General features: G+C 71.9%; 24 protein-coding genes and 1 pseudogene. 15 read left to right on the top strand and 10 right to left on the bottom strand.

Translation table 11 applies throughout. From position 1 onward, the window contains the following. Positions 1 to 45: 45 nt before the first annotated feature. The gene (locus tag B085_RS0115665) at positions 46 to 786 is read right to left on the bottom strand and encodes a VOC family protein (protein WP_026251072.1); all 741 of its coding nucleotides are present in this window, start codon (positions 784 to 786) and stop codon (positions 46 to 48) included. 66 nt (positions 787 to 852) lie between these two features. On the opposite strand from B085_RS0115665, the gene B085_RS0115660 reads away from it, so the two are divergent. The 7 genes from B085_RS0115660 (at position 853) to B085_RS42560 (ending at position 8,318) form a co-directional block, all read left to right on the top strand. Continuing rightward, positions 853 to 1,071 carry a hypothetical protein gene (locus B085_RS0115660; protein WP_158689745.1) on the top strand — a complete coding sequence of 73 codons (219 nt, stop codon included), beginning with the start codon at positions 853 to 855 and terminating at the stop codon, positions 1,069 to 1,071. 113 nt (positions 1,072 to 1,184) lie between these two features. Beyond that, a complete protein-coding gene (locus B085_RS0115655; protein WP_026251071.1) occupies positions 1,185 to 1,871 on the top strand; it encodes a TetR/AcrR family transcriptional regulator in 687 nt (228 codons plus the stop codon). A 108-nt stretch (positions 1,872 to 1,979) separates the two neighbouring features. Continuing rightward, positions 1,980 to 2,969, top strand: coding sequence for an NAD(P)-dependent alcohol dehydrogenase (locus B085_RS0115650; protein ID WP_018559504.1), 990 nt, complete (start codon positions 1,980 to 1,982; stop codon positions 2,967 to 2,969). Positions 2,970 to 3,215: 246 nt separating this feature from the next. Further along, positions 3,216 to 5,000, top strand: coding sequence for a nucleic acid/nucleotide deaminase domain-containing protein (locus B085_RS45640; protein WP_051102065.1), 1,785 nt, complete (start codon positions 3,216 to 3,218; stop codon positions 4,998 to 5,000). Between the two features lie 64 nt (positions 5,001 to 5,064). Next, positions 5,065 to 5,637, top strand: a complete 573-nt coding sequence (locus B085_RS0115640) for an SUKH-4 family immunity protein (protein WP_018559503.1) — start codon at positions 5,065 to 5,067, stop codon at positions 5,635 to 5,637. A gap of 35 nt (positions 5,638 to 5,672) precedes the next feature. Next, on the top strand, positions 5,673 to 6,542 hold the full coding sequence (locus B085_RS0115635) for a nucleic acid/nucleotide deaminase domain-containing protein (protein WP_026251070.1): 870 nt from the start codon (positions 5,673 to 5,675) through the stop codon (positions 6,540 to 6,542). Positions 6,543 to 6,755: 213 nt separating this feature from the next. After that, entirely contained in the window at positions 6,756 to 8,318 is a 1,563-nt protein-coding gene (locus tag B085_RS42560; RefSeq protein ID WP_158689744.1) for a hypothetical protein, read from the top strand. A 64-nt stretch (positions 8,319 to 8,382) separates the two neighbouring features. On the opposite strand, the gene B085_RS0115625 is transcribed toward B085_RS42560, so the two are convergent. Together B085_RS0115625 and B085_RS0115620 are read right to left on the bottom strand one after the other, a co-directional pair. Then, positions 8,383 to 8,811, bottom strand: a complete 429-nt coding sequence (locus tag B085_RS0115625) for a VOC family protein (protein WP_018559502.1) — start codon at positions 8,809 to 8,811, stop codon at positions 8,383 to 8,385. A gap of 204 nt (positions 8,812 to 9,015) precedes the next feature. Continuing rightward, positions 9,016 to 9,786: an alpha/beta fold hydrolase gene (locus tag B085_RS0115620; RefSeq protein ID WP_018559501.1), complete on the bottom strand. Its 771-nt coding sequence runs from the start codon at positions 9,784 to 9,786 to the stop codon at positions 9,016 to 9,018. 408 nt (positions 9,787 to 10,194) lie between these two features. Here B085_RS0115620 and B085_RS0115615 point away from each other — a divergent pair, with 408 nt between their 5' ends. Beyond that, positions 10,195 to 11,412, top strand: coding sequence for a serine hydrolase domain-containing protein (locus B085_RS0115615; RefSeq protein WP_018559500.1), 1,218 nt, complete (start codon positions 10,195 to 10,197; stop codon positions 11,410 to 11,412). A 105-nt stretch (positions 11,413 to 11,517) separates the two neighbouring features. Then, the gene (locus B085_RS0115610) at positions 11,518 to 11,793 is read left to right on the top strand and encodes an SGNH hydrolase domain-containing protein (protein ID WP_018559499.1); all 276 of its coding nucleotides are present in this window, start codon (positions 11,518 to 11,520) and stop codon (positions 11,791 to 11,793) included. Between the two features lie 35 nt (positions 11,794 to 11,828). On the opposite strand, the gene B085_RS0115605 is transcribed toward B085_RS0115610, so the two are convergent. Then, positions 11,829 to 13,244, bottom strand: coding sequence for a PLP-dependent aminotransferase family protein (locus B085_RS0115605; RefSeq protein WP_018559498.1), 1,416 nt, complete (start codon positions 13,242 to 13,244; stop codon positions 11,829 to 11,831). A gap of 47 nt (positions 13,245 to 13,291) precedes the next feature. Here B085_RS0115605 and B085_RS0115600 point away from each other — a divergent pair, with 47 nt between their 5' ends. Then, positions 13,292 to 14,488 carry an MFS transporter gene (locus tag B085_RS0115600; RefSeq protein ID WP_106434947.1) on the top strand — a complete coding sequence of 399 codons (1,197 nt, stop codon included), beginning with the start codon at positions 13,292 to 13,294 and terminating at the stop codon, positions 14,486 to 14,488. A 120-nt stretch (positions 14,489 to 14,608) separates the two neighbouring features. After that, positions 14,609 to 14,971, top strand: a pseudogene (locus tag B085_RS46945) (class I SAM-dependent methyltransferase); the annotation flags it as partial. A 66-nt stretch (positions 14,972 to 15,037) separates the two neighbouring features. On the opposite strand, the gene B085_RS0115595 reads toward B085_RS46945, so the two are convergent. Next, positions 15,038 to 15,703 carry a DUF4097 family beta strand repeat-containing protein gene (locus tag B085_RS0115595; RefSeq protein WP_018559496.1) on the bottom strand — a complete coding sequence of 222 codons (666 nt, stop codon included), beginning with the start codon at positions 15,701 to 15,703 and terminating at the stop codon, positions 15,038 to 15,040. A 237-nt stretch (positions 15,704 to 15,940) separates the two neighbouring features. On the opposite strand from B085_RS0115595, the gene B085_RS0115590 reads away from it, so the two are divergent. Both B085_RS0115590 and B085_RS0115585 read left to right on the top strand, forming a co-directional pair. Continuing rightward, entirely contained in the window at positions 15,941 to 16,699 is a 759-nt protein-coding gene (locus B085_RS0115590; protein WP_018559495.1) for a helix-turn-helix domain-containing protein, read from the top strand. 329 nt (positions 16,700 to 17,028) lie between these two features. Next, positions 17,029 to 17,895 carry an AraC family transcriptional regulator gene (locus B085_RS0115585; protein ID WP_018559494.1) on the top strand — a complete coding sequence of 289 codons (867 nt, stop codon included), beginning with the start codon at positions 17,029 to 17,031 and terminating at the stop codon, positions 17,893 to 17,895. Between the two features lie 121 nt (positions 17,896 to 18,016). Here the strand turns inward: B085_RS0115585 and B085_RS0115580 are convergent, their stop codons facing one another. Then, a complete protein-coding gene (locus tag B085_RS0115580) occupies positions 18,017 to 18,508 on the bottom strand; it encodes an FBP domain-containing protein (protein WP_018559493.1) in 492 nt (163 codons plus the stop codon). A 179-nt stretch (positions 18,509 to 18,687) separates the two neighbouring features. Next, complete coding sequence (locus B085_RS0115575; RefSeq protein WP_018559492.1) at positions 18,688 to 19,134, bottom strand: DUF2690 domain-containing protein; 447 nt, start codon at positions 19,132 to 19,134, stop codon at positions 18,688 to 18,690. 351 nt (positions 19,135 to 19,485) lie between these two features. On the opposite strand from B085_RS0115575, the gene B085_RS0115570 reads away from it, so the two are divergent. Then, on the top strand, positions 19,486 to 19,920 hold the full coding sequence (locus B085_RS0115570) for a hypothetical protein (protein ID WP_018559491.1): 435 nt from the start codon (positions 19,486 to 19,488) through the stop codon (positions 19,918 to 19,920). Between the two features lie 72 nt (positions 19,921 to 19,992). Here the strand turns inward: B085_RS0115570 and B085_RS0115565 are convergent, their stop codons facing one another. From B085_RS0115565 to B085_RS0115555, 3 genes are all read right to left on the bottom strand, one after another. Further along, on the bottom strand, positions 19,993 to 20,526 hold the full coding sequence (locus B085_RS0115565; protein ID WP_018559490.1) for a hypothetical protein: 534 nt from the start codon (positions 20,524 to 20,526) through the stop codon (positions 19,993 to 19,995). Positions 20,527 to 20,602: 76 nt separating this feature from the next. Further along, complete coding sequence (locus tag B085_RS0115560) at positions 20,603 to 21,058, bottom strand: GNAT family N-acetyltransferase (protein ID WP_267881090.1); 456 nt, start codon at positions 21,056 to 21,058, stop codon at positions 20,603 to 20,605. A gap of 162 nt (positions 21,059 to 21,220) precedes the next feature. Then, positions 21,221 to 21,811: a PadR family transcriptional regulator gene (locus tag B085_RS0115555; RefSeq protein WP_018559488.1), complete on the bottom strand. Its 591-nt coding sequence runs from the start codon at positions 21,809 to 21,811 to the stop codon at positions 21,221 to 21,223. A 69-nt stretch (positions 21,812 to 21,880) separates the two neighbouring features. On the opposite strand from B085_RS0115555, the gene B085_RS0115550 reads away from it, so the two are divergent. After that, the gene (locus B085_RS0115550; RefSeq protein WP_018559487.1) at positions 21,881 to 22,579 is read left to right on the top strand and encodes an ABC transporter ATP-binding protein; all 699 of its coding nucleotides are present in this window, start codon (positions 21,881 to 21,883) and stop codon (positions 22,577 to 22,579) included. Positions 22,580 to 22,581 lie beyond the last annotated feature (2 nt).

Here is a 22,581-nt window from a genome sequence, read left to right as displayed (position 1 = left end):
CTCGGGCGCTCGTGCGGCGGGGTGATCCGGCGGACGGGTTCGGCCTCAGGACGGCGCGAGGACGCAGAACTCGTGGCCCTCCGGGTCGGTCAGGCACGTCCAAGGGACGTCGCCCTGGCCGAGGTCGAGATCGGTGGCGCCGAGGGTGCGCAACCTCGCTGCCTCCGCCACCTTGTCGTCACCGGGATACGGCAGCAGGTCCAGATGGACGCGGTCCGGCACGGTCTTCACGTCGGGCGTACGCAGGAACTCCAGATACGGGCCGGCCCCCTTGGCGGAGCGCAGGACCGCCTGATCGTCGGTCACCTCGTGGAGGGTCCAGTCCGTCGCCTCGCCCCAGAACCGGGCCATGGCCGGCGGATCCGCGCAGTCGACCACCACCCGGGCGACCGGGCCGGTGTCCCGGTGCACCTCCCGAGGCTCCAGCACGCAGAACTCGTTCCCCTCCGGGTCGGCGAGGACCGTCCACGGCACGTCGCCCTGACCCACGTGGGCGGGCCTCGCGCCGAGAGCCCGCAGGCGCGCGACCAACTCCGCCTGATGCCTCGCGGAGGTGGTGGCGAGATCGAGGTGGACACGGTTCTTCGCCGCCGTCTTGGGTTCCGGGACGGGAACGACGTCGACACCCATGGTCACCGGATCCGGCCAGACGAGGCCGCCCGCGGGTCCGACGTAGGTGGTCACGCCGGGGCTGTAGGCACTCCACCCGAGCGCCGCCGCCCAGAACCGCCCGACCGCCGAGGCGTCGAGAGCCTTCACGTTCACCTGAACAGGTCGCAGTGCCATGCCGGCGATCCTATGCACCGGCCCCGCGGCGACCTCCGCACCGCAAGCCGTCCCGCATCCCGCGCCATGGGCGCGCTGCTGGCGGTGGCGTACGCCGTGGGGGTGTTCTACCGGGCGGGCATGGCCGCCCAGGCCCTGTCGTACGGTGCGATCCTGTGCGCCGGCCCCTTCATCGCGAGCGCGACCGGCTACTACGGCGAGGGGGCGACGTTCCTCCTCCTGGCCGCCGCGGCCTGCACCGCCCTGGCCGCGGTCAGGCATCCGCGTCGGCACGGCGAGGGCTGACCCTCTGCGCTCCCGTCCGTGTGTGGGGGAGGATGGGGCGGGCCCGTCCACACTCGTGGCAATGCCAACAGCCCTGGTCGAGCAGCTGGAAGAGGGGGACGGTGGAGATCGCCATGCAGCCCGGTGCCGCCGCGCGGACGCGCAGGCCGCTGAGCAGGAAGCGGATTCTGGCCGCCGCGGTGGCGCTGGCCGACGACGGCGGGGTCGCCGCGTTGAGCATGCGGAAGATCGCGGCGGCACTCGGAGTGGTGCCGATGGCGCTGTACAAGCACGTGGCGAACAAGGACGAGTTGCTGGACGGCATGATCGACGCCGTGGTCGGCGAGATCGACCCGCCCGCCCCCGGGGTGGGCTGGAAACCGGCGGTGCGCGGGCGGGTGCTGTCGGCGCGCCGGATGCTGTTGCGCCATCCATGGGCGCCGGGGGTGATCGAAGCCCGGATGAAGGCCCGCTCGGCTCCGACACCCGCGGTGCTGGGGTACCTGGACTCGATGATCGGGATCTTCCGGGCCGGCGGGTTCACGCTCGATCTGGTCCATCACGCGATGCACATCATGGGCAGCCGTGTACTCGGCTTCTCCCAGGAGCTGTTCGAGGACTCCCCGGGCGGCGAGCCCGACCCGGACGCGCTGCCGCCCGAGGAGATGGCCGCGCGCTACCCGCATGTCACCGAGCTGGCCATGGCGGTCGCCCATGACGCGGAGTCCGTCGTCGGAGCCGGCTGCGACGACCAGCTGGAGTTCGAATTCGCCCTGGACCTGATGCTGGACGGCCTGGACCGGCTCAGGCACGCGTCCTGAGGCGCTGAGAACACGTACGCCAGAACCTCCCTCCCTCGCGGCTCTTGACGGGTGTACGCCGTACACCTACGGTGCGCAGCAAGGGAGTTCGCACATTGGGGGGATTCGATGGAAGCGATCGTCCAGAAGAGTTTCGGCCCGCCGGAGGTTCTGCGGCTGGAGGAGTTCGACCGGCCCGAGCCGGGCGCCGGCGAGGTGGTGGTGCGGGTACGCGCGGCGGCGCTCAACCCGTACGACTGGCACATGATGCGCGGCGACCCGTACGTGGCGCGGCTGATGGGCGGCATGGGGCTGACCCGGCCGAGGACGGCCGTGGCGGGGATCGACGCCGCCGGTCACGTGGAGGCCGTCGGACCGGGCGTGCAGGGCCTCGAACCCGGTGACGAGGTGCTGGGCTTCTGTCCGGGGGCCTGTGCCGAGTACGCCCGCACCACCGCGGACCTGCTGGTCCCCAAACCCGCGGGGCTGACGTTCGAGCAGGCCGCGGCGGTGCCGATGGGGGCGGTGACCGCGCTGCGCGGTATCCGGACCGTCGGCGGGGCGCAGGCCGGGCACCGCGTACTGGTCAACGGCGCCGCCGGCGGCGTGGGCCACTTCGCGGTGCAGATCGCCGCCGCCCTCGACGCCGATGTCACCGCGGTGTGCAGCCCGGGAAACGCGGAACTGGTGCGCTCCTTGGGCGCCGGCCACGTCATCGACTACACCCGGCAGGACTTCACCCGGTCCGGCCTCCGCTACGACCTGATCCTGGACAACGTCGGCAACCACCCGCTGAGCAGGCTGCGCCGGGCACTGACCCCGGCGGGCACCCTGGTGGCCAACGGCGGTGGATCGCCCGGCCGCGTGGTCGGCGCCGTGGGCTCGACGCTGCGCCTGGTCGCCGCCGACGCCTTCGCCCGGCAGCGACTGCGCGTGATCCTCCCGGCGACCCCGGGCGGCCCCACCCGGGACGACCTGCTCGCCGTCACCGCGCTCATCGAGGCCGGCCGGCTCACCCCCGTGGTGGACCGGACCTATCCACTGGCCGAGACCGCCGAGGGGATGCGCCATGTGGAGCGGGGGCACGCCCGCGGCAAGACGGTGATCACCGTTCGCTGAAGGCCCCGGCCCGCGTCGCCCGACGGCCGTACCCCTGGGGGCCGCCGGCCGTCACGACGCGGGCCGCGCGGATCGTCGCCCGCGGATAACCCCAAAGGGGCTCCGTGAAAAGGTAGTTGGCTCTCGTGCGTGCCGGTGCATCCCGCGCGCCCTTTCCGAACAGCCCGTTTTCGTGCGCAGTTGACGCGGCGTCGTACAGGGCGAGACGATGCCGACCGACCGGCGCCGGTGTCGCGGGGGTGTTCCATGGGCGTGGTGTTGCCGAGCTATCTGGATGAGGCTCTCGACCTGATCGGCGTGTCCTGGCCCAACGTCGACGAGGACGACTACCGCGAGATGGCGCAGGCCATGCGCGACTTCTCGGAGAGCCTGCGCAACGGCACCTTCGATCTGCACGCGGCCATGCAGGACATGGTGGGGGCCAACGAGGGCCCCGCCGTTGACGCCCTGGCCGCGCATTGGGAGATGGTGCGGGGCAAGCACCTCTCGGGCCTGACGGACATCGGCGAGGCGGCAGCTTTCGGGCTCGAAGCGGTCGCGGTGCTGATCGAGGGCGCCAAGCTCGCGGCCATCGTCCAACTGGGCATCCTCGCCACGGAGATCGTCGCCGCGGTGGCGGCCGCGCCCGTCACGCTGGGGCTGTCGTCCCTCGGCGGGATCGCCGGTACGCAGGCCTGCCGGATGATCGTGAAGCGGATCTTCAAGGAGGTCCAGCAGGCCGTCATCGACGAGATCATGTCCCGGGTGACCGCCCCCATCGAGGAGGCCATCGGGGCCATGGTCGGCGACCTGGTGGTGCAGGTCGGCTCGAACGCGCTGGGTGTGCAGAACGGCGTCGACCTCGGCAGGACCGCCAAGGCGGGCAAGGACTCCATGCAACTGGCCTCCGCAGGGCCGGGCGGAGGCGGTTCGGGCGGCAGCGGCGGCACCGGGGGTGCCGGGGGCGGCTCCGGGCAGATCAATGTCGATCTGCAGTCGTACGGCACCCTGCAGGACTCGCTCAAGAGCGCCGGCGACCACTTCGACGGCCACAGCATGTCGCACATCGGCAAGGCGAAGACCCACCAGGGCCGCACCCGGGGCAAGGACGCCATAGCCAACGCCGTCAACGGTGCCATGGACAAGGCGATGACCGGCATCGTCGAGGGGGTCAAGAAGGCGTCCAAACACATCGGCGACGACATGAAGCAAGGCGTCAAGCTGATGCACGACAACCACCACCAGAACGACGGCAAGATCGCCGACGACCTCCACAGGATCCACCGCCGGGAACCGAGCCGTGACGAACTGCGCGACCGGATCGGCGAGCGGCCGGTCTACCTCCTCGGCGACCGCGGGAAGATCCAGCGGCTCACCAGGAACGGGCCCGTCGACCTGACCGACGCCGACCGCGACCTGCTGGGCGTGCCGCTGAAGCTCACGGGCGCGAACAACGACACCGTCCCGCGCCGTCCCAAAAATCCCGACAACCCCTACGCATGGCCGGAGAGCACCCCGGAGGAAAGGGCCGCGCGGCCGCGCAAGGCCTCGACAAAGGTCCCCTTCTACGAGGACGAACTCTCCCGCGCGACAGCGCTGGCACGCCACGAGCAGGGCAGCTACGGCAACTACACGCCGGACAAGAACACCGGCGAGCCCAAGTTCAGCAGCAACAACTACGCCGCGGCACGCGTGGAATACGAGCACGAGGACGGCAATACCCGGGATTTCATCCTGGTCGGACGGAGCAACAACCCCGTGCACTCGGAAAAGGTCCTCGGCATACCCTTCCTGCAGAACGGGACGGGGGAGCATGTGAAGGACCTCTACACCGAACGGGCACCCTGCAGCGAGAGCAGCGACTGCGCGGCGTGGATCCAGGAATGGATGCCGCACGTCAACGTCACCCACAGCATCGACTACGGGCCGTCAGCGGAATCCATGGAGCAGGGAAACCGCGAAGTGGAGGACCGGCTCAATCGGATGTATCCGGGGGAGCGGCCCGAGAAGAGAAGCCCCTGGACCAACTTCAAGGGGCTCCACCACCACTGAGATGCCCCACTGGTACCATCTGCACCCGTCAGCCACCCCCGAATGAAAGCCCGGAAGCCGCGAAATGAGTCCCCTGATCGACCGCGTCGCCATGGAGTCGGTTTTCGGCCCCGACGAACTGGTGACTCCGGATGACACGGCTCTCGCCGGAATCGCCCACGGGCCGACCCGGGCCTTTCTGAGGGACGTGGGCCTTCCGGACCAGATGGGCTGGTTCCAGGCGGATCAGCTGCTCGTCGACGGTGACCTGCGCATCGGCGGCGAGGCCTGGCAGGCCGTGTCGAGGAAGTACCCGAGCTGCCCCTTCGACATGTCGGCCTGGCTGTCCCTCGGCGGGATCGGCATGGACGACGTCATGGTCGACACCAGGACCGGGGTCGTGTACTGCATCCCCGAGGACGGGAGCCCGCACGTCCTCAACAGCGGCGTGGACGCGCTGGCGTTCTTCCTCCACGCGCTGGAGGAGGAACGGCCCGACTACGATCCGGAGGCCGCCACCGACGAGGGCGTCGACCCGGAGGGCGCGCACGACCGGCTGCTGGCGCTGATGCGCCGGACCGACGCCGCGGCGATGGAGAACGAGGACTCCGCCTGGTACCTCGTTCTGCGGTACGTGCGGAACCTCATGCAGGACTAGCGAACCGGTACCCACCCCTTGAGGAGAACGACGACGTGACGCCCACCGGCGACCGCCTGACCGACCGGTTCGGCGCATCGGGAGTGCGGCTCCTGGAGACCGGGCCCGCGGTACCCGACTTCGTGGACGCCGCCGCCTGGGGGCACACCGCGGGCCTCGTCCTGCCTCTGCGGGTGAACCCGTACTTCCACACGCTGCCGGAGGAGCCGGTCGGACTGCGCGCGTACGCGCGGGGCATGGGCAGGGATCTGGAGGGCGACCCCCACGCCTCCTGGACCCGCCTCGGCTCCGACCGCGCCTTCGACCTCTGCGTCGCTCCCGACGGCAAGGTGTGGGGCGTACTCCTCGGCTACGACGAGCCGGACAGGTTCGTCAGCTCCGGCCCGGCGCTGTTCGCCGAGAGCCTCCTGGAGGTGGACACCCTCCTGGAGGCCGTCACCACCGGCGAGGACCCCGAGCAGGCGTCGGCCGCCTACCAGGCCACGTTCCGCCGGCTCGAGTCCGCGGACCCCGAGGCCTTCGCCGATCCGGAGCACTGGTGGCCACTGGTGCTGGAGGACATCCGCACGACCGCCAGCGTCCGGTCCTTCGCGACGTTCGAGTTCGCCGCCCCGGACGGCACCAAGCACCTCGTCAGCGAGCCGGGGTCGATCTGCGTGCACGCGGAGGAACGGACCTGGTCGCGGATGTACGCGGCCGGTGTCGAACCCGACCAGGTCACCCGCATCCACACCGAACTCGAGCCCTGCTTCATGCCGGGTCACTACTGCTCGATGTGGCTCGAGATGAGCTTCCCCGACGCCTCCCTCACCCACAACGTGTCCTACGGCGAGACCGCCGAGGAACGGGTCGCCGGCATCAGGGAACTGCAGGCCTTCGTCCGAAGCCAGTCCGAGAAGGGGTGACCCGCGCTGACCACGTCCGGCCCCCCTGCGTGGCCGCCCCTCGACGGCCCGGCCGCCCGCCCGGCGCCCGCCCTCCTCGCCTGGGCCGCCGGCCCCGGCGACGACCGGCCGCGTGCCGCCCTGGTCACCGGACCGCGCGGTACGGGCAAGAGCCGGCTGATCGCCTGGCTGGTCGCGGGATCGGCCGCCGACCCCCGGATCACCGTGCACGCCGTGGGTTTCGCGCGCGGGCAGACCGCCCGCACACTGGCCTGGCAGCTCGGCCGGCAGCTCGGCTACGGCCCCACGGAGCCGGACGAACTGCTGGGACGGCTCCGGGCGGACCCGCGACCGGTGCTGCTCGCCGTCGCCGACCTCCACCAGGCCGGACGAGGCCCGGCCCACCTGCCGTCCGGCCGACCCGGCACGGTCGTCGACGACCTCCTCGCCCCGCTGCTTCGGCTGCCGGACCTCCGCATGCTCATCGAGACCGAGGCACGGGAACTCGCCCGCACACCGGACGCGCTCGTGCTGACGCTGGAACCCGCGGACGACGCCCACCCCGTGGGAACACCGCTGCCCGGCCCCCGCCCGGAGGGCGCCGCGACTCCTGCCGCGCCGGCACCGGGCCGGGACTGGCGCACCGCGTCGGCCGACGAGCGCGAACACGCCCTCGACCGCGCGCTGACCACGGGCGCGGCCCATGAACTGCTCAGGGACCCCGGCTACCTCGTGTACGGATCGGTCCCGGCCATCACCGCCACCCTGGTGGACCCCGCCGTCCCCCTGCCTCCGAGCCTGCGCGCCGTGTGGGCCGACGCGGCACCCGCACTGTCGGCCCCGGACCTGCCCGACTCCCAACGGGCCGCCGTCCTGCACGCCGCGGCCGTCGGCACGGACCCGCGGCTGGCCGAGTACCTGAGGCCACTGGCCCAGTCGGGCCCCTGGACCACGTCGTGGTGCAGGCCGTCGCGACCCGCGGACGCCCTCGCCCTCCTGCCGGGCGCCGCCGGTTCCGACGGCACCCTCGTGTCGGCGAACGGTCTGGGGCAACTGGCCCGGATCGCGCTCGCCGACGGTCAGGTCGTCGCGAGCCCGTCGTCGGGCGGCACGCCGTGGCAACCGGTGGCGCTCACCGCGGTGACGGACGACTGCCTGCTGGCCCTCGACGGATCGGGGACGCTCCACCCGCTCCCGCTGGCCACCGGGGCCCAGGTGCCCATGGGTCTGGGCTACCTGGCCCTGCACCACAACTCCGCCTCGCTGGCCTCCCTTCCCGAGCGTCCCACCGCCGTGGCGTCGACCCCGCGCCACGTCGCCGTGGCGGACGGCCAGGGCCGCGTACGCCTGTGGCCCCTGTACGACATCGGGCCCGGCCCCCGCGGCGTCGAGCCGCACCGCACCGGTGTGACGGCGGTTGCCTGCCTCGACGTCTCCGACGCCGCCGTGCTGGTGGTGACCGGCGGCCTCGACGGCACCGTCAGGCTGTGGGACACCGAGGGCGGCGACAACCCGCCGGACCCGGTCGAGCGCCGCGCGGCGGTCCCCGCGGCACTGGCCGTGGCCGACACCCACGACGCCGGACCCGTCCTCGCCGTCGCCTGGTCCGACCGGCGACTGCACCTGTGGCATCTGCTGAGCGGACGCAGGGCCGTCGTCCCCGCACTGCACGACATCCGGGCCCTGGTCCTCACCGCAGGCGGCCACCTGGTGTCGGCCGGGCACCGGGGCGTCCGCAGCACCAGGCTCGACTTGACCGCCCTGTGGGCCCGGGAGGCCGGGATCCCGGCCGGGTAGGTGACCGTCCGGCCCCGGGCCTGCGCGCCCGGGGCCGGAAGGAACGGAGGTCGGCGGCCGCCGGCTAGGGCCGGGCGTAGGGCCGGGTCAGGACCTCCATGTTGTGGCCGTCCGGATCTGCGAAGTACGCGCCACGACCACCGAACAGGCGGTTGATCCGACCGGGCTCGGTGTGGCCGGGGTCGGCGTGGTGAGTGACGCCGATCGCCTCCAGACGGGCGATCACCTGGTCGAACAGCTCCTCGGTGACCAGGAAGGCGTAGTGCTGCGACTGGATCGGCTCGTCGCGCTTCTCGTAGTAGTCGAAGGTGACGCCGTTGCCGAGCTCGACGGGGAGGAACGGCCCGAAGGGTGCGCCGACCTCCAGGCCCAGTACGACGGCCAGGAACTCGGCGGACAACCGCCGGTCACGGGCGTAGACGGCGGTGTGGTTCAACTGGGCGGGAGCCGGGCGCGGCTCGATCGCAGGGGGGTTCTGCCGGTCGTTGGACATCGATGACATCGGTCTCCGGGTCTCGGGTTCGCTGGGATCGGTGCCGCACGGGGGCACCGCGGGGAGACTCGGAAGGAGGGCGGGGCTCTGGCCCGCCTCGCGCTCACGCCAAGGCCGGCGAACCTGTTCGTGCTTGGCTCGAGGCCGACCCGGCAGTCACCTGATGGAATCTAGTGACTGCCGGGGGCGCGGGCAACCTCGGGGTCAGGCGGTGGTGCTCTCGGCGGCACGGAGGATGAGGCGGGCGACGGCCTCGGGCCGGGAGACGGAGACGGCGTGGGATGCGTCGATCTCCTCGGTACGGGCCTGCGCGCGCTCGGACATGAAGCGCTGCGCGGCCGGGGGGATGTTGCGGTCGGCGGTGGCGACGAGGCTCCAGGAGGGGATCGCCCGCCACGTGTCCACGGTGGCCGGCTCCTCCAGGGCGGCCGCGGCGATGGGGCGCTGGGTGGCGGCCATCAGGTCGGTGACGGAGTGCGGCACGTCGGCGGCGAACTGGTCGTGGAACGCCTCGGTCTTGATGTAGAGGTCGGTGCCGGTCCCGGTGTCGGTCAGGGGTGAAGCCGACTCGTCGGTCAGGGGGAAGGGCAGCGCGTCGAGGTTCGGGCCGAGGGTGCTCCCGGGGTACTTGTTCGACAGCTCCAGGGCGCTCTCGCCCTTGTCGGGGATGAACGCGGCGACGTAGACCAGTGCCTTGACCTTCGCCTCCCCGGCGGCGGCTTCACTGATCACGGCGCCGCCGTAGGAGTGCCCGGCGAGGACGACGGGGCCTTCCACCCCCTTCACCACGCTCGCGACGTACGCGGCGTCACCGGCCAGGCCGCGCAGCGGGTTGGCGGCCGCGATGACCGGATAGCCGGCCTCCCGCAGGTGCGGGATCACGCCGTTCCAGCTGGAGGAGTCCGCGAACGCGCCGTGCACCAGCACGATGGTGGGCTTGTGCGGCGCGGGGCGGGTGGCGGCGGTGTCGTTCATGGTGGTTCTTCTCCTCGGACGGTGCGGGTCGTTCCTTCGCCGGTGCGCCGCTGGGGTGCTGCCCGACACCGAGAAACTTAGCGCCATATTGCCTCGTGTACAAGTTGCTTGTGAGCGATCAAATGTCCGGCCCGTGGACGGCGACGGCGTGCCGGACGGGCCCCGGCCGTCGGACGACATGAACCCCTGACTCGCCGGAATGACTGATGCTCTGTCACATGGCGTGCCTACAGGGTTGGTTGGCGGCGCCCGGACATGGGGGCGCCCGCCCCTCGCCGAGGGGCCGGCGTTAATGTCGGTGTCACAGAACCGGAGCGGGGCCGGTCAGTTGGTGTGGAGCCGTGAGCGCTGCGGGCGCTGGGCCCGCGTGCCGTCCCACGCTCCTCCACCGACGACAGAGAGAACCGGATGCGCTTCACCATTGCGGGCATCGCGCTCGCGAGCACTGCCGTGATCACCACCCTGGCCGCCTCGCCGGCCGTCGCCGCGACCCCGTCGCTTCCCGCCCCGGACATCGCGGGTGTCCTGGCCGTCCAGAAGCAGGCCCTGGCGAACGGCGCCCCCGGCGCGCTGACCCGTATCGACTCGGGCAGTTCGAGCTACCGCATCGCGTCCGGGCAGGCGGACACCGTCGCCCGCACGGCGATGGACGCGGACCGGCGGTTCCGGGTCGGCAGCGTCAGCAAGAGCTTCACCACGGTGGTCCTGATGCAACTGGCCGCCGAGGGCCGGATCGACCTCGACGCCCCGGCGAACACCTACCTGCCGCAGCCGCTGCCCGACGACCGCATCACCGTGCGGCACCTGCTCTCCCACCGCAGCGGCCTGTGGGACTACACCAACGACATGTTCTACTACACCGTCCCCGGCTTCGAAGCGGTGCGGAACAAGGTCTTCACCTACCAGGAACTCATCGACCTCTCCACCGCCCACCAGCCCACCAACGCACCCGGCGCGGCCTACAGCTACTCCAACACCAACTTCGTGGTGCTCGGCGCCCTCATCGAGAACGTCACCGGCGTGCCGATGGCCACCCACTACCAGCAGCGGATCCTGACCCCGCTGAACCTGAGGAACACCACCTACGTCCACCCGCAGACCGCCATCTCCGGCTCCTACGCCCACGGCTACCTGCGCGACGACGACACCACCCTGCCCCTGGTGGACTCCACCGAGCAGACCGTCTCCTGGGCGCAGTCCGCCGGCGCGGTCATCTCCAACGCCGGCGACCTCAACCGCTTCTTCTCCGCCCTGGTCACCGGCAAGCTCGTGCCCGCCGCGCAGCTCCAGCAGATGATGACCATGGTCCCGGTCAACGCCGACGGCACCCAGTCCTACGGACTGGGCCTGCGCGCCAGGAAGCTGTCCTGCGGCGTGACCGTCTACGGCCACACCGGCACCGTCCAGGGCTTCTACACCTACGCGTTCACCACCGCCGACGGCAAGCGCAGCATGACGTCCATGGCGAACACCTCCAACAACGGCACCGTCAACACCGTCCTCGGCGGCACCCTGGAGGCCGCGTTCTGCGGCACCACCACCGCCAAGGCCACCACGCTCAAGACCACCGAGGACGAGACCTTCACCGAGGACATCGCCCCCCAGATCGTCCGCCACAACCGGTAGTCACCACCGCCGGTGGTCACCGTGCCCGGTGGTCACCGGGCCCCGGTTGAACCGGACCGCCGCCGCGTACCCGCACATCCCCCGGCGGGTGCGCGGCGGTTCCTCGTGCCGGGACGTGTCGCCGAACGCACCACCCCGTCCCGTGGGGAGATCACCGAAGCGGCGGCGGCCACCGGAGTCCTTGTCGTCGACCCCGTGCCCTGGCTCTGCGGCGCGGGCGGCACCTGCCCCGTGGTGCGGGAGGACACCTTCGTCCACCGCGACGACAGGCATCTCACCGAGTCCTACGCAGAGGCCATCGCACCCGTACTGGACCAGACGATGACCACCCTCTACGGAACCGACCCGGGCCGGCTCCCGGAACCGGTCCGTCCGCGATAGGCCACCGGCCGCGGCCCACCGGGGGTGCGCCGCCGTCAGCCCGTGAGGAGATCGCCCACGGCGGCGATGCCGCCGGTGATCGCGTGCCGGCCGGTGTTGCCGAAGCCGAGTACGAGGCGCGGCTCTCCTGCCGGGTCCGGTGCCGTGCGGTGAGCGGCCATCGCGTAGAGGCCGACACCTCGGGCCCGGGCCGCGGCGACGACCTGCTCCTCGTCGCGGCCCGGGCCGAGGTGGGCGACGGCGTGGAAGCCCGCTGCCAGGCCGGTGAGCCGCACGCCGGGGGCGTGCGCGGCGAGTGCCTCGACCAGGGTGGCGCGCCGGGCGGCGTACTCCGCGCGCATGCGGCGCAGGTGGCGGTCGTACCGGCCGGAGGTCATCAGATGGGCGAGGGCGACCTGGTCGAGGGTCGGTGATCCGCGGTCGTCGGAGGCCTTGAAGGCGACGACGGCTTCGTGGAGGAGAGGTGGGCAGAGCAGCCAGCCGAGCCGGAGGGCCGGCGCGAGGGACTTGCTGACGGTCCCGATGTTCAGTACGCGGTCGGGGGCGAGGCCCTGGAGGGCGCCGACGGGGTCGCGGTCGTAGCGGAACTCGGCGTCGTAGTCGTCCTCGATGACGAAGGCGTCGCGGCGCTGCGCCCAGTCGATCAGTGCGCGCCGCCGCCGGGCGGTCATCACGACGCCGGTCGGCCACTGGTGCGCGGGGGTGACCAGGACCGCCCGCGCGCTGCCGGCCTCCAGGGCCCGCACGTCGACGCCGTCCTCGTCGACGGGCACCGGTACGGCGGTCATCCCGGCGTGCGCGGCGGCGCGGGACGTCGCGCCGGGCGCGCCGGGCTCCTCGTAGGCGAGCGTGGTGACGCCGCGGGCGGCCAGCGCGCGCAGGGCCAGGGCGAGGCCCTGGGCGTAGCCGGAGCAGATGACGGTGCGTTCGGGGTCGGCGGCCGCGGCCCGCACCCGGCGCTGGTACCCGGCGACGACCTCGCGCAGCATGGGCGTCCCGTGCGGGTCGCCGTAGTCGAGGGCGGCGGTCGGCAGGGTGCGGGCCGCCTCGCGGATCGCCCAGAGCCAGTCGGCGAGCGGGAAGGACGCGAGGTCGGGGACGCCGGAGCGGAAGTCGGCGAGGAGCCGCGGCCCGGGACCCGGCGGCGTGGCGGGCGTGGCGGGCGCGGGCTGGGGGCAGGCGCGGGCGGCGACGATGGTGGCGGCACCGACACGGCCGGTGAGATAGCCCTCCGCCTGGAGCTGGGCGTAGCAGTCCTGGACCAGGCCTCGGGAGACCCCGGCGCGGCGGGCCAGTTCGCGGGAGGACGGCAGGCGTTCGCCGACCTGGAGGCGGCCGGCCCGTATGGCGTCCCGGATCTGGCGCTCCAGCTGCGCGCGCAGCCCCTCGGCGCTGTTCCGGTCGACGGCGAGCAGCAGTTCGGGCGACAGACCGGACCACTGGAGCGGCATGGAAATGGAGCTTACCGGGGGACCGGCCGGCTCGTAGCGTCAACGGCATGACCACGCCGCCCAGCATCCCGCCCACCGGCACGTCCGCCGGCACCGCACATCCCCCGGACCCCGCTTCCGCCTCCGCCCGCCCCCCATTGATGACCCGTCAGCTGCTGCTGCGCTTCGCGACCGTCATCGGCGCCTCCGCGAGCTTCTTCCTGCTGCTCTCGGTGGTGCCGCTGTACGCCCAGCGCAGCGGCGGCGACGCCGGCCTGGCAACGGGCGCCCTGATGCTGGCCACCGTCGGCGGCGAGTTGGTCACCCCACGCCTGGTGGCCCGCTACGGCTACCGCACGGCCCTGGCCGCGGGGCTGGTCCTGCTCGGCGCGCCCGCACTGGTGCTGACCGCCGGGGACGGCATGGTGTGGATCGTCGCGATGTGCCTGCTGCGCGGGCTCGGCTTCGCGCTCACCGTCGTCGCGGGCGGCGCCCTGACGGCGTCGCTGATCCCGGCCGAACGGCGCGGCGAGGGGCTGGCACTGGCCGGGATCGTGTCCGGCGTACCGTCCCTGGTGGGCCTGCCGCTGGGTGTGTGGCTGGCCGCGCACGTGGGGTTCACCCCGGTGTGCGTGGCCGGCGGGGTGGTCGCGCTGGCCGCGGTCGTGGTGGTGCCGGGGCTCCCGGGGCGGGAACGGTCCGCGGGCCGGGACGGCGGAGTGGTCGCGGGCCTGCGCACCGGGGCCCTGGCCCGGCCCACCGCGGTGTTCGCGACGACCGCGCTGGGGGCGGGGATCATCGTCACGTTCCTGCCGGTCGCCGTCCCCGCGTCGCTGTCCGCCCTGGTGACGGTCGCGCTCTTCGCGCAGCCCGCCACGTCCACTGTGGCGCGCTGGTTCGCCGGCCGGTACGGCGACCGCCACGGCCCTGCCCGCCTGGTGCTGCCCGGCCTGCTGGCGTCGGCCGCCGGCCTGCTGCTGACGGCGGCGACGGGCAGCCCGGTGGCGGTGCTCGCCGGCGTCACGCTGTTCGGAGCGGGCTTCGGGGTGGCGCAGAACGCGACGCTCACACTGATGTACTCCCGGGTCCCGGAGTCCGGGTACGGCACGGTCAGCGCGCTGTGGAACGTCGCCTACGACGGCGGCATGGGCGTGGGCGCCCTCGCCTTCGGCGTGACGGCGGCCCACACCGGCTACCCGGCCGCCTTCGCGCTGGCCGCCGCCGCGACGCTCGTCGCCCTGGCCCCGGCCTGGCGCGACCGCTGAACCCGGCTGGCGCACGGACACGGACACGGACACGGGTACGGCGTGGCGGCGCCCGCTCCGCCACATCCCCTCTCCGGATCCACCCGATCGGCGCACGCCCACGTCGACCGGTGGGCCAGGATGACCGGCATGCCTTCCGCGTCCGAGAATCAGCCGCCGACCGCACACCCCTCCCCGGTCAACGACTACGACGCTCTCGCCGAGGGGTACACGGCCGAGAACGAGGCCGGCATCGCCAACGCCTACTACGAGCGGCCCGCGATCCTGGCCCTCGCGGGGGACGTGGCGGGCCGCCGGATCCTCGACGCCGGTTGCGGCGCGGGCCCGCTGTCCGCCGAACTGAGCGCCCGAGGTGCCGTCGTCACCGGGGTCGACGCGAGTGCCGGGATGCTCGCGCTGGCCCGGCGGCGACTCGGCCGCTTGCTTGCGGTGCGCTGCGTCGCTGGGCTCAGCCAGAGTCGATGTTTGACGCGTCAAGCAAGCGATGTCGTGACGGATGCTCGGTTCCTCCGGGCTCGCCTCCCGGCGTCCCGGCCTCCCGCGGCTCCCTCAGAGGCTGTGCGCGGTGATGTCACCGTGCGGGGTGGTGGCGTGGATGTGGAGTGCGGTCGCGCCGTCGTTCTTCAGGGCGTTGCTGACGCGGCCGTGGCCGGCGCCGGCGTCCAGGGCGGCGGACACGCCGGCGGCGGCGGTGACCGTGATGTCGCCCATCTGGGTGTGGAGTTCGACCGTGCCGCGGACGGCTTCGGCGACCCGGATGTCGCCCCGTGCCGTGCTGATGTTCGCGGGGCCGGTGAGCCGGCCGATCTCGACGTCGCCGTCGACCGCTGTGAGGCGTACCCCGGCGGCCTCGTCGATCTTGATCTGGCGGTAGGCGCCGTCGAAGTCGACGTCACCGAGCCTGCCGACGCCGCGCAGTTCGCAGCCGGCGGCCTTGCCCTGGACGCGGGAGCCGGTCGGCAGCTGAACGGTGACCTCCAGGGATCCCGAAGGGCCGAGCAGCCGGTTGCCGGACTCGGGGGTGTGGATCTGCAGGACGCCCTCGATGAAGGTGACGGTGGTCCGCTCGGCAGTCCGGACGTCGCGGCTCTTGGAGGGGTCGGCGGGCAGGACCTCGACGGTGGTGTCGGCGCGGTCGGCGGCGATGAACCGGACGCGTCCGGCGGGGATGTCCAGGACGGCGGAGATGGCGGCGGTGGTGGCGAACTTCTGCATCATGCTCTCCCGTGCTCGCTGATTGTTTCTGACATTGGAAACGCTACGTTGCTTTCCAAATAATGGCAACGTTCTTGTTGCGTAAAGACGCTGTCATTGCAGGTAAGGTGAGGGAAATCGTTGCAACGATCCTGCGGATAACGCAACGTCAGCCCTTCCGATCATTGCAATGGTCGGTGAGTGAACGCTATGGTGCGGGAATCGGGAACATCGCGAGGGATCACCAGGGAGATCACGATGCCGGGAGGCAGGCTCACCCAGCAGGAACGCCAGCAGATCGCGTCGGGGCTGGCCGACAGCCTCCCGTACGCCGAGATCGCTCGGCGCCTGGACCGGCCTACCTCGACCGTCACGCGCGAGGTGATGCGCAACGGCGGCCCCACCTCATACCGCGCCGACCTGGCCCACCGGGCCACCGAGCGCCGCGCCCACCGGCGCAAGCCCGCCGCCGTCAGGGGAGCGCAGTCGGCTCCTCAGGCGCACGGACGGGACGCGGAGGCTGTGGCCGAGTACGAGGAGACGTTCACCACGGTCATGATGGCCTCGGGTCTGAACAAGATGGGTGCCCGGGTGCTGACGTGCCTGTTCACCACCGACGCGGGCAGTCTGACAGCGGCCGAGCTCACCGAGCGCCTCCAGGTCAGCCCGGCGTCCATCTCCAAGGCGATCGCCTTCCTGGAGAGTCAGAGCCTGGTCCGCCGGGAACGCGACGAGCGCCGCCGGGACCGCTACCTCGTCGACGACGAACTCTTCTACCAGGCGACCATCGCCAGTGCCCGGGCCAACGACCGGCTGGTGGCGACCGCGCGCCAGGGCGTGGCCGTCCTCGGCCCCGACACCCCGGCCGCCGCCCGCCTGGAGAACATCGCCCGCTTCCTCGACTTCATCAGCGAGAGCATCACCCGCGCCGCGGAACAGGCGCGCGAAGTCCTCCACACCGCACCCGGCACCACCTCGCACGGCTCCGCCCGGCCAGGTCATCCGGGGCGCGGATAGCCAGCGCTCCGGAACCGGGGTCCGTGACGCCCGCCGGGAGGATGGCTTGTGGACCTCCTCGCACTGCGTTGCACTGCGTTGTCGGACGCCAGGGCTAGGTTGAGCGCGAGTCCATGAGGAAGCGAAGGGAGCCCGACGGATGGGTGCCGGCGGGTGGAGCCATGTCACGCCGTACCGCGGGAGCGCGGCAGCGACCCTGGAGGCGCTGCAACTCGTGGAACCCGCCCCGGGTCTGCCTCGTGCACCCGACTTGATCGGGCACAGGATGTCGGGTCCGGCATGACAGGCGCCGCCTAGCGTGGTGGTCGTCAAGAGGAAGGAGTCCGGGCGTGCTGGAGCGGCTGAACCAGGCCATGGAGCACATAGAGCGCCGTCTCGACCAGGACATCGAGGTGGACGAGCTGGCACGCATCGCGGCCACCTCGGAGTACCACCTGCGCCGGATGTTCTCCGCGCTCGCGGGCATGCCGCTGTCGGAGTACATCCGGCGCCGTCGGCTCACCCTCGCGGGTGCCGAGGTGCTCGCCGGGCGGGAGACGCTGCTGGCGATCGCGGTGCGCTACGGCTACGGCTCCGGCGAGGCGTTCGCGCGGGCGTTCCGTGCCATGCACGGTATCGGACCGGGTGACGCCCGCAGGACCGGCGCGGAGCTCAACTCCCAGTCCCGGATGGCCTTCCGACTCACCGTCGAAGGGAGCAGCAGCATGCGATACCGCGTCGTGGACAAGGCGGACTTCGCCGTCGTCGGCCTCAAGGCCCGGGTGCCGCTGGTGCACGCGGGGCCGAACCAGGCGATCATCGATTTCGTCCGCGGGATCGACCCGCGGCTCCAGGAGCGCCTGGAGAAACTGTCGGACCAGGAGCCGCACGGCATCGTCGCGGTCTGCGACGACCTCGACCCCAGCCGCGCCGAGGGCACCGAACTCGACTACTACCACGCCGTGATCACCTCGGCGGCCGCTCCCGAGGGCACGACGACGCTGGCCGTCCCGGCCGGCACCTGGGCGGTCTTCACCACCTCCGGGCCCGCGCCGCGGGCCGTCCAGGAACTGTGGCGGGACGTCTTCACCGAGTGGTTCCCGTCGAATCCGTACCGCAGCCGCACCGGCCCCGAGATCCTGCGCATCCGCCTGTCGCCGGACAAGACCGAGGCCGACGCCGAACTGTGGCTCCCGGTGGAGCCCGAGCGCGGCTGACGAAGGGCAGGCCGTCAAGGCGGGCGTGCGCGAGCGTTCCGGCCGGCCTGTCGGGCCGGCCGGAACGCTCGGTCGCAGCGGCGATCAGGATCGCCCCACGGCAGCCGGGCGGCGGGCCGCCTCACCCGGTGACCTTGGCGATGAACGCGGCGAGGTTCGCGACGGTCCGCTGGATCTTCTCCTCCAGGGTGAGCGTCTCGTGCAGCCGTGCGCCGACACCCGCGTCCTTCTTGCCCCGTACGTACAGCGGGCAGGCGAGGTCGCTGCACATGTAGGCCCCCACGGTGTTGCCCTGCTGCCCGGCCTTGCCGGTCTTCGCGGCGACCATGAGCGAGACGCCCCCGGAGTGCGTGGTCAGGCACATGGAGCACATGCTGAGCCGCGCCTGCCCGGCGGCGGCGCTCGAGGAGCGCAGGGCCAGTGCCACCGCGCGGCCGTCGAGCTCGGCGACGAGATAGGACCGGTCGGGCGCCTGGGGGTCGCGCCAGCCGAGGAAGTCCAGGTCGTCCCAGGGCTGCTCGGTCAGGTCCCGGGGCACGTGCAGGCGCTTCGCCTCGCCCTTGCTGCAGTTCACGAAGGCGCGGCGGATCTCTGACTCGGTGAGTGGCTTCATGAACGGCAGGCTAGTTTGCCTAAATCTATTAGGCAAATAATTAAGAGGTGCAGCTCCAAGCCATGGCGCACCGGCTCGGGTGGCTGGAGAAGGGCCTTCCGGGCCGGACAGGGCTGCGCCGCCCGCGGCCGCCCGCCGAAGCGCGTGCTCACGCGGCGGACGGCCACCGGGCGCGGTGCCTAGTACGAGCCGGTGCGCCCCTCGTAGGTGCGCGCGCCGCTGTCCCACATCCCGCGCGCGTACGACGTGACGTTGGCGTCGTTGACCATCAGGGTGTAACAGGACGATCCGCTGGTGCTCACCGAGCAGGAGTACTCGCGGCCGTCGCTGTTGCGGTGGACGGTCGCGTACGGCGTGAACTGGTCGAAGGTGTTGTACGAGGCGTTGCTGATCCGTGCCCATGCGGCGCGGCACGTGGGGCTGTACCGCAGCTCGAGAACCGCCTGACCCAGTGCCAGGCTCTGCACGGTTCTGGCGTCGGACTGGCAGTAGGTGCTGGGGTTCTTGCCGTCGCACGAGGAGCCCGAGCAGGTGGCTGCGCTGGCGGGGGAGGTCAGGCCGATGGTGGCCGCGCCTGCGAAGAGCATCGTCACCGCGGAACGTACGAGCAGCGTGCGTGTGCGCATGGTGTCCTCCTGGATGACCTTCGGAAACGGTGGCGCGGCCCCGCTGTGAGACGTGTCAGGTGTGGTGTGCGGGCATGCGCGAGGTGCGCCTGTGCAAGCTGATGCTGGCACGCTCCGTGGCCCTGGGGTAGCAACTGTGTTCGGCCACTGGCCGGTTGACGTCCTGTCGAAGTGGCGAGGCCGGTTCCCCTTCGACATGACGTCCCGGCCGAGGGTCAGAATAGGGGCGGTGTGATGGAGAGGACGTGCTCTCGGGGCTGGGGCGGCATCGCCCCGCGCTGCCCGTGGGTGTGCAGCCCTCGGGGCTGGGCCGTTCTTCCCTATAGGCGACCGGAACAAAGGTGATCAGGCATGGTTCATCAGGTCGGCGACGAAGTGATCGTCTCCTGCGAGCCGGCAACCGCTCGGGTGGTCGAGAAACACCGCTACATCGTGGTGGAGTGGCCGTGGAGAACCGCCGACAATTCCCTCAATATCCGATGGAATGGGCAAGTCGCCCTCCCGTACGGCGATTCCCACCAGGAATGGAGCCCGTACCGTCTGGAACCGGCGGCCTTCGCCCTCCGCCCGGGAGACGTCTGCACCGTGTCCATCCCGCCGACCCGGCTCTACGTGGGGCACTACGAGAAGTACGACCCTCCACGAAACCTCGGCTGGACTCCCGCACCCACCGCGGGAATCCACGTCATCCCTCCGGAGAGGATGGACATGGACCGGGAGGACGCGGGGTGCATGCTCTACCTGGGCGGGGCCGACCCCATTCGTGTGGAGCCGGCCGGGAACTGAGTCGCTGCGCGTCGGGTTCCGGGACCACTCGGACCGACGGGCGGGCTCGGTGACGGCCCGGTATCCCGCGGCTCAGCGGTAGTCCTCCGGGTGGCCCTGCATCCAGCGGTTGATCCGGTCGCGGGTCGCCACGAGCTGGTCCTGGTGCTTCTTCAGGTTCTCGAATGAGGTGTCCGTGCCGAGGGTGTCGCGAAGCTCCGCCGTCCACGCGAGCGGTTCGCGGAAGTGCCCGGGGCCCTGCGGATCGGCCTTCATCGCCTCGTCGAGTTGGGTGAGTTCGTCGCGTACCCGGGTCAGGAAGTACTCGCACTCGCCCGCGGACGTGCTGGAAGTGCAGCCGGAGTGGTAGGTCGCCTGCAGGGTGGCGAACGCGTCGCGCACCTTCTCCGTCGTCCCATCCGGTTGCCCGTCCGAAGGGGGCTCGGAGTCCGCCGGCGCGGCCGCCGAGACGGAGGCGGACGCCGAAGCGGACATCGGCGTGCGGGTGCTTGCCGCCGTCCGGTCGGATACGTCGTCCGACGGCGCGGCGCACGAGAGCAGAAGCGCCGCGAGCGGGACGGCGAGCAGCGGGGCACCGGGCAGGCGCCGCATGGGTTGCTTGATCACGGAAGGTATGACGTGGGGCAGGGCCGTGCGGTTCCTCACCGCGCCGGGCGTCCGGCGTCCGGGGAGCCCGAGACGGCTAACCCTGCAGGGTGTAGCGGAAGACGCGGGTGTCCCGCACGAGGAAGCCGAGCCGTTCGTACAGCCGGTTCGCCGCCTTCCGCGAGGGGCGGGAGGTGAGATCCACCGTGCGGGCACCCGCCGCGTCGGCCAGGCGTACCGCTTCCTCGGTGAGGGCGGCGCCGACACCGTAGCCGCGGGCGGCCTCGTCGACCACCACGTCCTCGATCCAGCCGCGCATGCCGGTCGGCAGCGGGAACATCGCGAGTGTCAGCGTCCCGACGACGCGGCCGTCGACCCGCGCCACCAGCACCGTGTTCGCCTCGGCGGCCAGGAGCCGGCGCAGCGACTCGTGGTCGGGCGGCGCGGCGCTGCTGGACAGTTGGGGCAGCAGGCGGGTGAACGCCTCGACCATCTCGTCGTCCGCTTCGCGTGCGACCGCAACCTCAAGGCTCATGATCCGGTTCCTGTCCAGGTGTCTCGGCACCGGGCGGCCTGTGCCGTGCCCGGGAGCGCGGCCTCGCACGGCCACGGGCACCAGTCTTCTCACGGACCCGTCCCGGCGGCCATTTCTGATCGTCCACCCGTGGCCGGCGCGGTCGGCGCTTCCCGGCGAGGCACGCACAGGGGGACCGGGCTACGGCGTCGTCGCGCTGCGCTCCTGGGTTTCCGCCTCCTCCGTCGCCTCGTGCGAGGGGGCGGCGGGCCGGGCGAGCGGGGCCAGTCGCTCGGTGGCGGTGTCGACCAGTTGCAGGTCGGTCTTGGTGTGGGCGATGGCGGCGTCGATGAGGAGGGCGACGAGGGGGTCGTGTGTGTGGGTGCGGCGCAGCCGGGTGAGCGCGGCGAGTTCGGAGAGGTAGGTCTGGCGTTGGGCCGCCACAAGGGTTTCGAGGGCCTCGGGACCCAGCTTGGCCGCACCGAAGAGCTTGAGGAAGAGTTCGTCGCGGTATCCGCCCGTGCGGACCCAGGCCGTCCTGGCCCAGGTGCCGAGCTCGTCCATTCCTTGGGCGGTGAGGGTGTAACGGGTCTTGTCCGGGCGGTCGTTCTGCGCGACGTGGGAACGGAAGACGTGGCCGTCGCGGACGAGACGGTCCAGGATCTGGTACAGGTGCCCGATGTTGAGGCCGCCCCATTGCGGGCCGATCGCCTCCTCGAAACGGCCCTTGAGCTCGTAGCCGTGACTCGGTCCCTCGGACAACAGCGCGAGCACGGCGTGGTGCAGTGGCATTTTGCATCCCCTCTGTGTTGTGACAATGTACCCGTGCATTGCCTCAATGCAGGAGGGGTGGTCGGAACGATGGGCGTGGTCTTGCGGGGTGTGACCCGCCGGCATCCGGGGGTGGTGGCGCTGGACGGCGTCGACCTGGAGATCGGTGACGGCGAATCGGTGGCCCTGACCGGCCCGTCGGGCGCCGGCAAGTCGACGGTGCTGCATGTGGTCGGCGGAATGGACGTGCCGGATTCCGGCACGGTGGAGGTCGACGGCACCGCGCTGGCCGGGGGCGGACTCGACGCCCACCGCCGCCGGATCGGCTTCGTCTTCCAGCGCTTCCATCTCCTGCCCGCCCTGACGGTGCTGGACAACGTGCTGGCCCCGGTGCTGCCCCGCCGGGTGGACTTCGACCGCCGGGCCCGCGGCATGGAACTGCTGGAGGCCGTGGGTCTGGCCCACCGCGCCGGCGCCCTGCCGTCGGAGCTGTCGGGTGGTCAGCAGCAGCGCGTCGCGGTCGCACGGTCGCTGATCAACCGGCCCGGTCTGCTGCTGGCGGACGAGCCGACGGGCAATCTGGACAGCTCGACGGGCCGGGAGATCATCGACCTGCTGCTGTCACTGACCGGTCAGTACGGCATGACGCTCCTGGTCGCGACGCACGATCTGGAGGTCGCCGCGAGCTGCGACCGGATCGTGCGCCTGCGCGACGGACGGGTCGTGGCCGACGAACGGGTCACGCCGGCGGCCGACGTCCTGGACCGGCTCGGGGGGTTGCGTCCGTGATC

The organism is Streptomyces sp. BoleA5, from assembly GCF_000373665.1.
Classification (GTDB): domain Bacteria; phylum Actinomycetota; class Actinomycetes; order Streptomycetales; family Streptomycetaceae; genus Actinacidiphila.
This window is presented reverse-complemented; position numbering and strand designations above follow the sequence as displayed.